15 protein-coding genes are annotated in these 12,473 nt (G+C 66.7%); 8 read left to right on the top strand and 7 right to left on the bottom strand.

Translation table 11 applies throughout. The features are described from left to right. Positions 1-646: 646 nt before the first annotated feature. Both IT780_RS40635 and IT780_RS40630 read right to left on the bottom strand, forming a co-directional pair. The gene (locus tag IT780_RS40635) at positions 647-1,120 is read right to left on the bottom strand and encodes a hypothetical protein (RefSeq protein ID WP_307831664.1); all 474 of its coding nucleotides are present in this window, start codon (positions 1,118-1,120) and stop codon (positions 647-649) included. A gap of 126 nt (positions 1,121-1,246) precedes the next feature. Next, positions 1,247-2,146, bottom strand: a complete 900-nt coding sequence (locus tag IT780_RS40630; RefSeq protein ID WP_199517234.1) for a hypothetical protein — start codon at positions 2,144-2,146, stop codon at positions 1,247-1,249. Positions 2,147-2,374: 228 nt separating this feature from the next. On the opposite strand from IT780_RS40630, the gene IT780_RS40625 reads away from it, so the two are divergent. The 5 genes from IT780_RS40625 (at position 2,375) to IT780_RS40605 (ending at position 5,285) form a co-directional block, all read left to right on the top strand. Beyond that, a complete protein-coding gene (locus IT780_RS40625; RefSeq protein WP_199517233.1) occupies positions 2,375-2,641 on the top strand; it encodes a hypothetical protein in 267 nt (88 codons plus the stop codon). Between the two features lie 162 nt (positions 2,642-2,803). Further along, the gene (locus IT780_RS40620) at positions 2,804-3,232 is read left to right on the top strand and encodes a hypothetical protein (RefSeq protein ID WP_199517232.1); all 429 of its coding nucleotides are present in this window, start codon (positions 2,804-2,806) and stop codon (positions 3,230-3,232) included. 102 nt (positions 3,233-3,334) lie between these two features. Beyond that, complete coding sequence (locus tag IT780_RS40615) at positions 3,335-3,724, top strand: hypothetical protein (RefSeq protein WP_199517231.1); 390 nt, start codon at positions 3,335-3,337, stop codon at positions 3,722-3,724. A 210-nt stretch (positions 3,725-3,934) separates the two neighbouring features. Then, complete coding sequence (locus IT780_RS40610) at positions 3,935-4,879, top strand: phosphotransferase (protein ID WP_199517230.1); 945 nt, start codon at positions 3,935-3,937, stop codon at positions 4,877-4,879. Between the two features lie 169 nt (positions 4,880-5,048). Next, on the top strand, positions 5,049-5,285 hold the full coding sequence (locus IT780_RS40605; protein ID WP_199517229.1) for a nitrilase-related carbon-nitrogen hydrolase: 237 nt from the start codon (positions 5,049-5,051) through the stop codon (positions 5,283-5,285). Positions 5,286-5,838: 553 nt separating this feature from the next. On the opposite strand, the gene IT780_RS40600 is transcribed toward IT780_RS40605, so the two are convergent. Further along, positions 5,839-6,666: an enoyl-CoA hydratase/isomerase family protein gene (locus IT780_RS40600; RefSeq protein ID WP_199517228.1), complete on the bottom strand. Its 828-nt coding sequence runs from the start codon at positions 6,664-6,666 to the stop codon at positions 5,839-5,841. Between the two features lie 103 nt (positions 6,667-6,769). Between IT780_RS40600 and IT780_RS40595 the strand changes: the two genes are divergently transcribed. After that, a complete protein-coding gene (locus IT780_RS40595) occupies positions 6,770-7,180 on the top strand; it encodes a winged helix-turn-helix transcriptional regulator (protein ID WP_199517227.1) in 411 nt (136 codons plus the stop codon). Positions 7,181-8,133: 953 nt separating this feature from the next. Here IT780_RS40595 and IT780_RS43600 read toward each other — a convergent pair. The 3 genes from IT780_RS43600 to trhA all read right to left on the bottom strand — a co-directional run bounded on the left by IT780_RS43600 (position 8,134) and on the right by trhA (position 9,894). Then, a complete protein-coding gene (locus IT780_RS43600; protein ID WP_372443928.1) occupies positions 8,134-8,505 on the bottom strand; it encodes an RNaseH domain-containing protein in 372 nt (123 codons plus the stop codon). Positions 8,506-8,799: 294 nt separating this feature from the next. Continuing rightward, positions 8,800-8,937, bottom strand: coding sequence for a hypothetical protein (locus IT780_RS40585; RefSeq protein WP_199517226.1), 138 nt, complete (start codon positions 8,935-8,937; stop codon positions 8,800-8,802). Between the two features lie 321 nt (positions 8,938-9,258). After that, the gene (gene trhA, locus IT780_RS40580) at positions 9,259-9,894 is read right to left on the bottom strand and encodes a PAQR family membrane homeostasis protein TrhA (protein ID WP_199517224.1); all 636 of its coding nucleotides are present in this window, start codon (positions 9,892-9,894) and stop codon (positions 9,259-9,261) included. A gap of 329 nt (positions 9,895-10,223) precedes the next feature. Between trhA and IT780_RS40575 the strand changes: the two genes are divergently transcribed. Continuing rightward, a complete protein-coding gene (locus tag IT780_RS40575) occupies positions 10,224-10,373 on the top strand; it encodes a hypothetical protein (RefSeq protein WP_199517222.1) in 150 nt (49 codons plus the stop codon). A gap of 22 nt (positions 10,374-10,395) precedes the next feature. Here IT780_RS40575 and IT780_RS40570 read toward each other — a convergent pair whose 3' ends face one another. Beyond that, the gene (locus IT780_RS40570; RefSeq protein WP_199517221.1) at positions 10,396-11,256 is read right to left on the bottom strand and encodes an alpha/beta fold hydrolase; all 861 of its coding nucleotides are present in this window, start codon (positions 11,254-11,256) and stop codon (positions 10,396-10,398) included. Between the two features lie 484 nt (positions 11,257-11,740). Between IT780_RS40570 and IT780_RS40565 the strand changes: the two genes are divergently transcribed. Beyond that, positions 11,741-12,460: an STAS domain-containing protein gene (locus IT780_RS40565; RefSeq protein WP_199517220.1), complete on the top strand. Its 720-nt coding sequence runs from the start codon at positions 11,741-11,743 to the stop codon at positions 12,458-12,460. Positions 12,461-12,473 lie beyond the last annotated feature (13 nt).

Genomic DNA, 12,473 nt, shown 5'->3' with positions numbered 1-12,473 from the left:
AACCGTCACCCTTGCCGGCGAACGCAAGGCCGGTGACAGCCGCACGTGGCCCTACCGAGCCGTCGGGATGAGGCACCAGCGTGGGATCCGGGTCGGACCAGCTCCCATCCGCCGCGCGCGCCCGTTGCGGAGCAGTCGATTCCTGAAGGACGAAGGAGCCGTCCGGATTCGCGAACGTCTGCGAGTACTCGTCCCTCGCTTCGACGACCTCGACCCGCTGGCCGGTCGCGGCCGCGCGCTGGGAGGCGTCCGCGGCAGGATCCGCTGATGCAAGAGGCTGTCGCGCGGAACCAGCGACGCCGACCGGACGCGGTGAGGCGCCGGCTGGTGATGCGTGAACGGTCACCGCCGCTACCGCGGCGACGACGGCCACGAGCGCAGAACTCCGCCGAATGTGGACAGCATGGGACGCGACAAGACCAGCCATACAGACCCCCGTGAATGCCGTTACGGCGAGGGAAGACTACGACTCATCGATCTTGGACACAAGGACGATCATGAATACCTCGCTTGAGCGGCCCTGCTTAGAGCCGAGTCCGAAGTTCGACGACGCGCGCTGAGCACCTTCGACCATCCGCTGCAGCGCGCGGATCGCGGCATGACAGTGCGTTGGGGTCCGGTCTCCGCGAGTAGCCGACCGAGCGACTCAAGAGCAGGATTCAGGTACTGCCCCAGCCGCCTCACGGGCCGCGCTTTCGTATTGATCCTTACGGAAAGTGAAGGGGCCGAAGCGTCCATAATCGCGTCGAGGACGGAACGGCTGCCCGAAACCGCGCCAGGTGACGAAGTCGTCCTCGATGAGCACCTGCGACTCCAACGGCCAGCAACCCACTTCGCCGCAGTCACAACCGAGCAGAGCGATCACACCTCTGCCCGTCGAATACGCGGCGTCCGGCCGGGCGGTGAGGTAGGCGATCAGATCACCGAAGTTGAAGTGGTCGAGCACCAGCCCGGCGTACGCGCCTGGAACATCGAAGCCGGCTGCGTGTTCATAGCCCGACACCAGCTCGACCAGGCTGACGTTGTCGACGAACGGAAGTAGCTCGCGGGCGGGGTCGGCGTTGTCGCCCCACGGGCGAATGTCGAACCGGACCCGTCGGATGGGCGGCAGCGTTGGCACGCGCCAAGTCTGCACTCAGCAGGATGGCTGGGCCAGAGGGTTTGCCGGACGCAGGAGCGGACTGCGGCAGATCAGTGCGTCAGCATCTCGTGGCGCCGAACCGCGAAATGTGCACCAATGTGGGAATCAGTATTCGTCCGGTGACTGAGGAGGGGTTTCGTTCTGGGAGTCTTGAGACGGCATGAGGTAGCTGAGTCCGCCGATCAAATTTCGCCGATCAGGTGGGCCAGGATCGACAGGCGAAACAGTAGTGCCCGGGCCGCACCCTGCACGCTTCAACCGTCGACGCAGCAGCGCGTCCGGGTCGGCAACCTCGGCACCGTCGGGGACGCGCAATACGATGGTGCTGCCGGCGGGGAGGGCTTCGTCGAAGGTCAACCATTCACGATCGGCGGCATGGGTGATTGCCTCCGCAGTTTGATCAGGCGCGGCCAGCAGCCGCTGCGCTAGCTGATCGACTGTGCAGGCGATCTCGTGCGCCGGAGACCAGGCCGCCACGGCGAAGGCGTCCGCCGCGAGTTGTGAAGGTTTGAGGTTGCGCTCGGCGGTGTTTGCCCGGCGCAGCCAGCGCGGCGGCCGTTCACGATGCTGCGGCCACCACCGCAGCCGCCACTCGCCTCCGCCGGCCTGGAGCCAACGGTGGCTCACCTGCACCCGATATTTCTCCCCGCTCGGCAACGACACCGCCTGCTGTGCCCAACCGTCGGTCATGTGTGTCAAACCCACCGATGCTGATCCCGACCGGTACGGGGTCTCGAAAGCCTCCGCCCATTCTGCGCCGACCGGCGGAGGCCGCTGATCGTGCACCTCCAAGATCACGCGCTGGGGCCCTGAGGTGCACACGAGCTGCATCCAGCCGGCCCCGGCACGGCCGATCGTGCCGAACCCGATGCGCAGACCGCCCTCGTCCAATGCTTTCGGCGGGCACACGTACTCGTCGTCGCCAGCCATCACGCCATCACGGACGACCACTGTGCTGAACTCCGGCCAGTACTCGTCATCGCGGACATATCCGACTACAGCCACAACCAGAAGCTAACACCAGAGGTTCCGCACCAGCACGAACTTCACGTGACGCCAACAGGCGCGACGCCGGCTGACCGTTCCATCGATGCCTGCGACCGCTGGAGCCGCGCATGAACGCGGCAGATGAAGGCGTTGCTTTAAGACGCACCGTCCGCCCGGCATAAAGAGCGCTCGCGAGTTGGCGTCAACTGGGCCGATTCTGCGCGGATCTCCAGGCATGCTCGCCTTGTGGGCTATCGCGACGACCTGGATTCCGACGTTCAACGTCTGCTCAACGAGCTATGTATTCGGCTGGGGTTCTGCCTTTCGCCCGAGGACAGCCGCCGTCTTCTCGAGTCGCCTCCAGAGGGTGTGGACGCCTTTACCGACGCGGTACTCGAGGCGGAGGGCATGGGCGACATGAGCTACACAGACGTCCGCCGCCAGGTGCGAGAAGTGGTCGACCACTACATGAGCCGCTGGGTGCAGGTGCAGGGCCGGGATACTTCTGGCTGAGTCGGCGCACAACCGATAAGCCACGCACCGCTCTCGCTCGTCCGGCACTCAGCCCGTCGAGGCCGGGTCACCACCAGTACTGGTTGCTGCCCGCGGACGGCGGCAGAAGAGGATGCTCGTGCTGAGGTTGCTGATCGGCCGCTACAGCACGAGGATGCGGCGGTGGCGATCGACACCTCTGGCCAGCACTGGCGCGGCGAGGACATGACGGACTACCTGCGAAGGTTCCGAGCCGGCGGTCATGCCGTCGAGGAGGTCGTTGAATCGGTGTGCGCTGTTTGTTCGGGGCGGTCTTTTCGCGTTGCGATCGACGACGAAGAAGGCTGCGCCGAGCGCGTGTGCGTCGCCTGCGGCGCCGGCGTGTACCTGGCGGACAGCGCTGCATACGCCGACGAGGCAGAACTTGGGCCGTGTGAGTGCCCGTGCGGCGCCGACACGTTCGCGGTTGCGCTCGGCTTCGCGCGTGCGGCAGACCGGGAAGTCCGGTGGATCAGTGTCGGGCTGCGTTGCCTCGTTGACGGCACACTCGGCGTCTACGCGGACTGGAAGATTGACTACTCGCCCACCGCTCATCTTCTGACCAGCGCTTGACCGACCTAACCGATGACGAGGACATGGGTCAGCGCGCACGACTCGCGGCATGCTAGTTCGCCGCCGGGGTTGTCACCGATTGCAGAGCGGTAATTTGTGGGCGTGAAACTAGAATGGGACTGGCGCCAGGAAACTGGGTTCCCCGGCTTCCTGGCAGCAACCGTAGACCAGGCCCGCCGAGTTCTTGACGCTGAGGGCAACGACCAGACCTATGAGGCGGGTACGTACTTCGCGGGTCTCGCGGCTGCAGGCTTGTCCGTAAGCTGCGATGTCGACGAGCTGTCCGAGGTTTCTGGTGCTCTGGCGTTGATCTGGGGGGAACTGACTGACGCGATGGACGCTCCTGGGACGGGATCACCGGAGCAGGATGTGCTCGCGGTCCGACAGATGAAGCGGGCGTCAGCCGAGTGGCTGGAGGTCGTGCATTTACCTGAACGGAGGTCTTCCTACCTCGACCATTGGGTCCACGACGAGTGCGGCTATGCGCGATGACTACTGCGATTCCCACGGCCCGATGAATTCGGCCGAGAAGCGCCAACTTCACCCGAGTCACGTAAACTCACGTCGGCAGATCCGCGCCGTTAGTCGTCAAGGAGCACCGGGCCGGATGGCTGGCGCACCAAGCCTGATCTTGGAATCGCTCACGGTCGTGCCACGCGGTTCGTGTCCAGTCCCCGGTGCGGGCCCGGCATACGATGCGGCGTGACGTTCACTCCTCGGGCCGGGTGGGCCGACACGCCGGAGCCTGTGCGTGCGGCCGTCGCTGAGGCGCTCGGCGCCGCGATTGTCCGTCATAGCGATCTGCACGGTGGTATGTCGCCTGGTCCGGCCGCGGGCCTGTGGCTGGCCGACGGACGACAGGTTTTCGTCAAGGCGGCGTCGGCTGAGGTCCGGGCGCACAACCACAAGATGATCCTGCAGGAGGCCGCGATTCTCGATGTCCTGCCGAGGTCGGTGCCGGCGCCGCGGCGCCTCGCCGCCGTCGAGTACGGGCCGTGGGCTGCCCTGGCCACTACCTGGGCCGCCGGCGCGACCGCAACGGCCTGGACCGACGCTTCGATCGAGGCTGTGGCGCACGCATGCCGGACGGCGAGCTGGCACCGGGCACCCGGCAGCCTGCCGCCCGTCGCGCAGCGCATCTTCGACTTCGACGGCTGGGCCCGCTCGGCCGAGACCGGCGCGAACGACGACTGGGAGGCGGCCTACGTAGGGCCGGCGGCCGACGTGGTGGCCGGGTGGGAGAACTGGACAGCCGGTGACGCGTTGGTTCACCGGGACCTGCGTCTGGACAACACGACAGTCGACGCCGGCAAAGGCTCGGCGGTTTTAGTCGATTGGGCCTACGCTGCGGCCGGCGCCGCGTGGATCGACCTTGCCCAGCTGGCCGCCGACGTGGTCGCCACCGGACACGTCGGCGGGCCGCGAGTAGCTACGGACCGGGCTTATCAGCTGCTGCGGACGCTGCCGCCCGAGGCGTCGCGCTTCGTTGTGGGATTAGCCGGGATGTGGTGCATCCGCGCCGCCACAGTCCCGGACACCTTCAACCTCAGGATCTCCTCCTGGCGGCGCGCGAGGTCAGCCGCGTTGCGGCCATTGGTGGCCCGCCTGATCACCGACTTCCGTCAAGGAGACCGGAACGGAAAGTAACGCCGCCCAGAGCCGGGGACCTCGACGCCCTCGGCTACCTCCGCAGGCCAGCCCACGCTGCCCACCCCCCGGCCCGCGGTCGCGTACGCCCGCAGGTGAGAATGCGTGTCCTTCACCGGGAGCCGCTGGGCGCAGGAGGGGGTTAAGCAGTTCCCCATAGCATCGGGTGGTGCGGATCGGGGTTTGCCAGACACCGGAGATCCTCGGCGATGTGGACGCTGCGGTGAAGGTGGTGCAGCGCTTCGCTGAACGGGCTGCTGCCACGCAGGTCGATTTGCTGTTGTTTCCCGAATGTTTCGTGCAGGGCTACCTTGTCACCCAGGAGCACGTTCACTGCCAGGCCTTCGAGATCGGGTCCGCGGCTTTCGACGCCCTCCAGGTCTTTGAGCTTGCACATCCGGGTTGAGCGCCTCGAGGGACACACGAGGCACTGATCTCGGCTATGTCCGGGTGCCGATCACGCCCGATCGCACTCTGGCGACTGTGGTTGAGGCGCGCCGGGCGGCCGCTCGGCAGTCAGCGGGATGGGCCACTACCGTCGAGGGCTGGTAGCGGCGGACCTCCTGCAACCAGCGGATGTAGCGCTCGATCTCGGTCCGGCCGAGGTTCAGCGGATCGAGGTCGTGCTCTGAACACCAGGTCAGGAAAGTTCTGAGGTCGGAGCCGGTGTGCACTCGGGACTCACCGCGGTACCGGCCCAGGTACGCGGCCGTGGCTGCGTGCAGCCATGCGCTCGTCGCCGGCCACAGCAAGCCGTTGGGAGATAGAAGAGGTAGCCATGACTCACGGTGCGTCGCCGCCGGCAAGAGCGCCAACGCCCTCGACGCGGCAGATGTGCTCACGTGATCAAGCGGTTGACGAGTCCGATAGTCACCGTTCCGCTGCGCCTGGAGGCTTTGGGGTTCACTTCTCGATCCTCCGACGTAGCGACGGCGAGAGCGCGGCCGCGACAGCTTTCCCTACGCGGCGAGGCCACGGAACAGACCTTCGAGGTCCTGTTCGCCGTCACGGGTCTGCGCGCCATTTGCCAGCCCCGCGCCCATGAGCTGCGCTGTGCCGGGGCGGAAGACGAGTCCGGCCCACGCGTCGTTCTCCCGGGCCAGGCCTTCGACGTGCTCGCTCGGGACGATGGCGTGTTTGGCCGCCGCGACGACGCCGTCGGGCAGCGCGGCGATGTTGCCGGCGAGGCGGTCGACGAACTCGTCCAGCTCGCTGGCGGGGACGGCGCGGTTGACCCAGCCGTACCGCTCGGCGGTCTCGGCATCGAACAGCTCGGCGCCGAGCACGACCTCCAGAGCACGGTTGCGGCCGATGCGCTCAGTGAGGTACTGCGTGGCACCGCCGCCGGGGACGATGCCCATAAGAGCTTCGATCTGGCCGAGCCCAGCCCGGCCGATCGCGGCGAACGCCAGGTCCGCGGCGGCGACGAACTCGGCTCCGCCGCCGCGGGCCTTGCCGGCGAGCTTGACGATGGTCACCTGCGGCTGGTGGCGCAATTGCTCTCCGAGGGCCTGGAAGACATTGACGCCGTCCGGCAGGTCCGCCATCAGGCCCGCGAGGGCTTCGGGGGTGGCGGTCATATCGACGTGGGCAAGGAAGAAGTCCGGGTCGGCGCTATCGAACACGATCACGCGTACGGCGCCGTCGCCGGCCAGCGTGGTGAGTAAGTGCCGCAGCTCGGTCATGACGGCGACGCTGAGGACGTTGATCGGTGGGTTGTCGATCGTGGCGCGGGCGACTCCGTCCTTCTGGCTGACCCGCAAGGTCTGGTACGCGTCGTGATCCATAGTTCCTCCGTGGTATTCGCCAGGATCTTGGTTCCTGATGTATACCTACTGTGAAACCTGCTCTGAGCTGGGTCAATGACGCACTTTAGGCATCCCAGGGATCATGGAGGATACCGTCGTGGCCACTTCTGAGCCCGTTTATCGAGCCATTGCCGAGCATGACCTTGGGTTCCGGTCCGACTGTTCGAGCCGGCCCATCCTCGATCAGATCGCCGACAAGTGGTCGATGATGGTCATGGCGGTCCTGACCGAGCCACGCCGGTTCAACGAGATCAAGCGCCGCCTCGAGGGTGTGACCCAGCGCGTCCTGACGCAGACCCTGCGCCGTCTCGAGCGCAACGGGATGATCGAGCGCCGTGTGTTGCCGATGTCGCCGGTCGGCGTCGAATACTCGCTGACCGCGCTGGGCGAGTCCCTGCGCGAGCCGTTCGGCCACCTCTACGACTGGACAGTCGCCAACGCGACCGAGATCCAGGCCCGCCAGCGCGACTACGACCGGCGCGTTCAGCGCTGACACCGACATCGACCTCGGCGCACTCTCATCGGCAGATCCGTGCGTCGATCATGCCGCTCGAGCAGCCACCGTTGCACGAAGCGTGAGGACCGCGGGTCAGCGGTCCACGCTCATCGCCGCCACGTCGACGACAGCGGCAACAAGCCGGCCGCGCAGGAGCCCACCCCGGCAACCCGCCCACCCCAACGCCGTCCGCGCACGCTCGGCACCGACGCAAACACCTACGAGACCAAGGGCTCGAAGCGACTCGCCCACTCCCCTATCGGGCAGAACATCGATCCCAACCCACGACCACACCGGCCGACCGGCGCCTACCCCAGCACACCAGCCGACCGACGGGACAACCACCGACAACCCGGGACAACCACCGTCAACTTTTACATCCGGCCACCAAGCGCGATCATGGAATCACCGGCCCGACCGGCTCACCACCCAAGATCACCGTACGAGCGTCCGTGTCTTCCAAGTGTCACGATCATCCACAGTAGACAGCAGCGTCCTCGATAACCACGGCCACCTTCGGAACCCGAGCCAACCACCCAGAGTCACGTATCCCCAGCTCAGCGCCCCGCCCCAGGAAAGCAGGACCCGAAGCAGCACCGCACCACAAGCGGAAAAGGAAGAGCCGATCAACGACAGATGCGTAAACCGTACGCGCGTTCGTGCAAAAATGCGTGTCGCGATGATCGAAATACAGTTACGCTGGCAAATGAAAAAGGCCAGCTGAGCTGGCCTTTCACAACGTCGGGCTGACAGGATTTGAACCTGCGACCCCTTGACCCCCAGCATTTCGAGGGCCCAGCGACGTGCTAACAAACGTTTTACCAGGTCACTGAAAAGTATACTCAGCCGAGTAAAGGGGTCCATGGAGGCAGCGCCTGATTGCTCTCTCACATCATATCTGACCTGGCCTTTCGCCTCTCGACTTCTGTCAGATCGGCCGTACGCTGAGACTACAGACGGGCAATCCGCACACTGTTGCCGCGGAATCCCCTCTCGCCGATCCGCATGCCAGGCCGTTGCTGACCTCTCGTTCGCTGCGGATGGTCTTGAATCGCCTGAAAGGCAAGGCGCACCGGCGCCGGCCTACTTGTTCGACCGTCCCAAGCCAGCGGGTGGCCGCACATGCGAGCGCTCACGGCTGCGAGCTGCTCTGCGGTGAAGGCGCCGGTGTCGACAATGACGAATTCGGTGCAAGTCATGGCGTGCCAAGGGGTGTGCATCGTTTTGTTGTCTTCTGATACCTCGAATCTTGTCTTCCGATGTACCGGCCTGACACCGCGGTCCTGGGCTTTGTCGGTTCGCGATCTATGATTAGATAGAATGTTTGGGAGCTTACCCCTGGCAATTGGTAGAGACGTTCACTTGCTGGCACAAAGGCCGTCTCCTTTTGCGCGGGTCGCAAGAGCGCGTACGGGCTGCGGCAGCTTCCCGTCGTTGGGCGCGTTCACTCCAACGAGAGATATATCGCGCCCAGGGTGGCGCGGACCCCGTCGAGAACAGCCGGCGGAAGCCTTCGTAGGCGAATCCGAGCCGCTGGTGGAACGCCGAAGGGTCACCCCCAGCCCAGTACGCTGCCGAGTTCGCCGAGGTGCTCCGCCAGCACCGTACGGGTGTCCTCAGCCGACGACGAGCAGAATCTCGCCGTAGCGGCCGGCCGAGCGCAGCAGCTCCGGTACGAGCACGGTGAGCAGGTCGTCGTCCGACTCGATGATCACCGCCGTGTGCGCCGTACCGTGACCCCGACCGGACGTCATGATCGTCTCGCGGGCGGCGCCGGTGCTGCCGTGAGCGGCGCCGTTGACCTGGCTGTCAAGCCGTGTCCGGCATGGTGTCGTGGTGGTCGTCATCCGGCTGAGTCCGGAACGGGTGCCGCAGACGGTTCATCATCTCCGCGCTCCGATCGGCAGGCGACCAGCATGGCATGGAGGTGGCAGCGGCTTCGGCCAGAAACGTCAGCGCGACAACGGGCACAAGATCTCCTCAAGGCCTGCCGATAAGGGGTGAACTACGGCAATAAGTACGCCCACCGATCGTGGCCAACCCACAATGACCTGGCCGGCTCCGCAATCGGGCGCTCAGGCGACGGCGCCACGCAGGGCGATGGAGATGCCGATGCAATGAGCGATGAAGGCCGCGACGGTAAGGGCGTGGAAGACCTCGTGAAAGCCGAACCAACGCGGGTTGGGATCGGGCCGTCTGACGCCGTAGACCACGGCGCCGAGAGTGTAGAGCACGCCACCGAGGATGAGGAACGTGACCACCGGCGCGCCGCCGGTCTGCCGGAATCCGGGCAGGTACATCACCGCAACCCATCCCAGGGCGACGTACACCGGCACGTACAGCCAACGGGGCGCGCCCACCCACAGCACCCGGAAGGCCACACCCGCCAGCGCGCCGCCCCAGACGATCCACAGCAAGCCCCGCGCCTGGCCCGGCGGCAATGCGAGCACGCAGAACGGCGTGTAGGTGCCGGCGATGATCAAGAAGATGTTGGCGTGGTCCAGCCGCTTCAACACGCTGTAGGCCCGCCCGGTCCAGCGACCGCGGTGATACAGGGCGCTGACGCCGAACAACAACGCCGACGACACCGTGAACAGCGCCAACGCGAGCCGGGGACCAGCGCCCGGGGACAGCACCGTCAACAGCGCCCCAACAGCCACGGCCACAGGAAATGTGCCGGCATGCAGCCAACCCCGCAGCCGCGGCTTCACGGAGGTCCACCCGCGGGTGACTGCGGGCCTGCCGTGACCATGACGGTGCAGCAGGACGTCGAGTGCCGCCTCATGGCCAACCCCTTACGTGCACAGATCTCCACACGCCGAGGGCTGGGGCGCCGGCCGTTGACCGGCCACACCGACGACGATACGCGGGGACCGGTCACGGCGCACTTCGCGCCGAAATCATCCTTACCTGATCGACACGATGAGCGGGACACGCCCGGCTGGCCCGATATCGGAGACGGCTGGCCGCGCTCCAGGACAGCGACCCGAAGGTCTCGCCGGTCTCGCCTCGTTACGAAGCTGCCCTGCACGTTCGGCAGGTGGCGATCACCGCGCAGCTGGAGGAGCTTTTACGCCGGCGGGACGCCGGCCGGCTGCCCGATGAGGGACTGCGCGTGCTGGAGCGTGAACTCGCCCTCGAGGAACGCCTACTGCCCGACCGGCCGGCCCGCCGGCGTGGAACCGCTTGACCCCCGAGGGAGCCGCGGATCGTCAACCCGGCGTCGAAGCCAGGAGCTGTCGCCAGCGGGCCTCGGTGTACCGGAAGGGCTCGGTGACCGCCAGGAAACGCAGCAGCGTAGGCAGGAGCTGTTCCGGCGCGGTCTCGTGCGGATAGTGGCCCGCGCCGGGGATCTCGACCAGGTACGGCTCGGTGAGCAGGTCCGCCGCGGCGCGGTGGTGGTGCGGCGGGATCGTCTTGTCGTCGCTGCCCCAGGCGAGCAGCACCGGCAGCCCGGAGAGTTGGTTGAGGTGCTCGGTGGCGTTGACGGCCTGTCCCCGCCAGGTGATGACGGCGCGTGCCGTCCGCACGAACGACTGGCGCCGGCCGCGGTGGGTGAGCAGCTGAAGGCCCTCGGCGACCGCGTCGGCGTCCGGCCCGGCCAGCAGGCTTGGCATCATCGCTGTCAACAGCGGCAGCACCCGGCGGGTCACCGGCTGCGGCACACGGGCCAGCGCCGCCACGAAACCTTGCGCGCCCGGCAGCGTCGCGCCGCGCAGCATCGGGGTCAGCTGAGAACCGAGCCCACCACTGCTGACCAGCACGAGCCGGCTGACCCGGTCGGGGAACTGATAGGCGAACTGCAACGCGATCCCGCCACCCAGGCTGTGGCCGACGACGGTCGCCGACGCATGGCCGAGGGCGACCAGCAGGTCCCGTACGGCCGTAGCGTGCGCTCCGAGCGAGTAGTCACCACCCGGTGCGTCGGAGTCGCCGTGGCCGGGGAGATCCGGAGCGATGACGGTGTGGGTGGCGGCGAGCGCGTCGATCAGGTGGTCCCAGGTACGACGGGTGCCGCCGAGGCCGTGGAGCAACAACAGCGGCTCCCCCGCGCCCGCGGTCGTGTACGACATGGTGCGTCCCGCGATCCGCAGGCGGGCGTCGGAGCGAACGGCCGGAGAAGAAAGCTCAGCGGACGGCTGAGTGGTGGTGGCGATCGTAATGGTGGTTCTCCCAGGAAATTCGTCGGTCTGCCGAATGCAGGGCTCCGGTGGCCGATGCCGGACCGGGCGCTGGTGACAGGGAAGCCGCAGGCCATGTGGCGCTACGGTCGCTCCTACGCTACTCCGGCCTACACCTTCGCCGTTCGTACCTCGCCCGCGCGGTGCAGTTGCAAGCTGGTGAGAACGCCTGCGACCAGCGCCGCGGCGAGGGGGCCGGCTGATCGACGACACGACATGCGCGACTCCAGGTGTTTGCTCTGGTCACCGGCGGGCATGCGCCACATGTCGGAGACGTCCACTTCCGTTCAACGCACCCGGCTAGGGCTGGTCAGCTTGTGACTCCGCACAGGGTGCCCGGCAGAGGGAAAGCGATGTCATCCGTTAGCGATACGCCTTGACCTGGGCTTATGGCGTTCAGGACGGCCTGCCGGTCCTGGCCCTGAGCGGGAACCTGACCACGGCGGCCAGTACGTTGCTGCACAGACTGTTGGGAGAAGCACGGCAGCAGGGTCAGGCTGCGGTGCTGATCGACGTGTCGGCCTTGGCGGTGAACGATACGGAGACCATCGCCCTGTTCGCGAGCATCATGATCGAGGCGCTGCAATGGCCTGACGTGTCGGTTCTGATCTGCGCGCCGACCACCGAAATGAGGAATCTGCTGGGTGCGGGCGCGGTGGATCCGAGACTGCTTTTCGACAGTGTCGCCGCCGGCCGGGCGGCTGCGATGGTGGCGGTGCCGTCGATCACCGAGGACCTGCTGCCGATCGCCGGTGCCGCGCGCCGGGCCCGCGACGTGGTCACCGAAGCATGCCTGCGGTGGGACGAGCCCAGCCTGGTCGGCAACGCGGCACTGGTGATCAGTGAGCTGGTGACCAATGCGTCGATGCATGCGAACACGATGATGACGTTGCAGATCCGGTTGCGGTCGTGCCACCTGCATATCGCCGTCTTCGACGGCTCAGCCACCCACGCCGTGGCCCGGCAGGCCGGATCGGCCGGTGTCGGCGGCCGTGGCCTGCAACTGGTCGACGCCGTGTCCGCGGCCTGGGGCTCGACGGCCCTGGCCACCGGCAAGGTGGTGTGGTCGGCGCTGGACCGCCCCGGCAGCCCCTGAACGCCGGGCGGTT

The sequence above is a fragment of the Nucisporomicrobium flavum genome (assembly GCF_016464385.1).
Taxonomy (GTDB): Bacteria; Actinomycetota; Actinomycetes; order Mycobacteriales; family Micromonosporaceae; genus Actinoplanes; species Actinoplanes flavus_A.
Note: the sequence above shows the minus strand (reverse complement) of the source record. Positions and strands in the feature narration are given on the sequence as shown.

Coding starts and splice junctions, on each gene's coding strand:
- IT780_RS40600 (WP_199517228.1), bottom strand. CDS start 6,666: ATGGATCACGACGCGTACCAGACCTTGCGGGTCAGCCAGAAGGACGGA.
- IT780_RS40595 (WP_199517227.1), top strand. CDS start 6,770: ATGGAGGATACCGTCGTGGCCACTTCTGAGCCCGTTTATCGAGCCATT.
- IT780_RS40585 (WP_199517226.1), bottom strand. CDS start 8,937: ATGACGTCCGGTCGGGGTCACGGTACGGCGCACACGGCGGTGATCATC.
- IT780_RS40570 (WP_199517221.1), bottom strand. CDS start 11,256: ATGTCGTACACGACCGCGGGCGCGGGGGAGCCGCTGTTGTTGCTCCAC.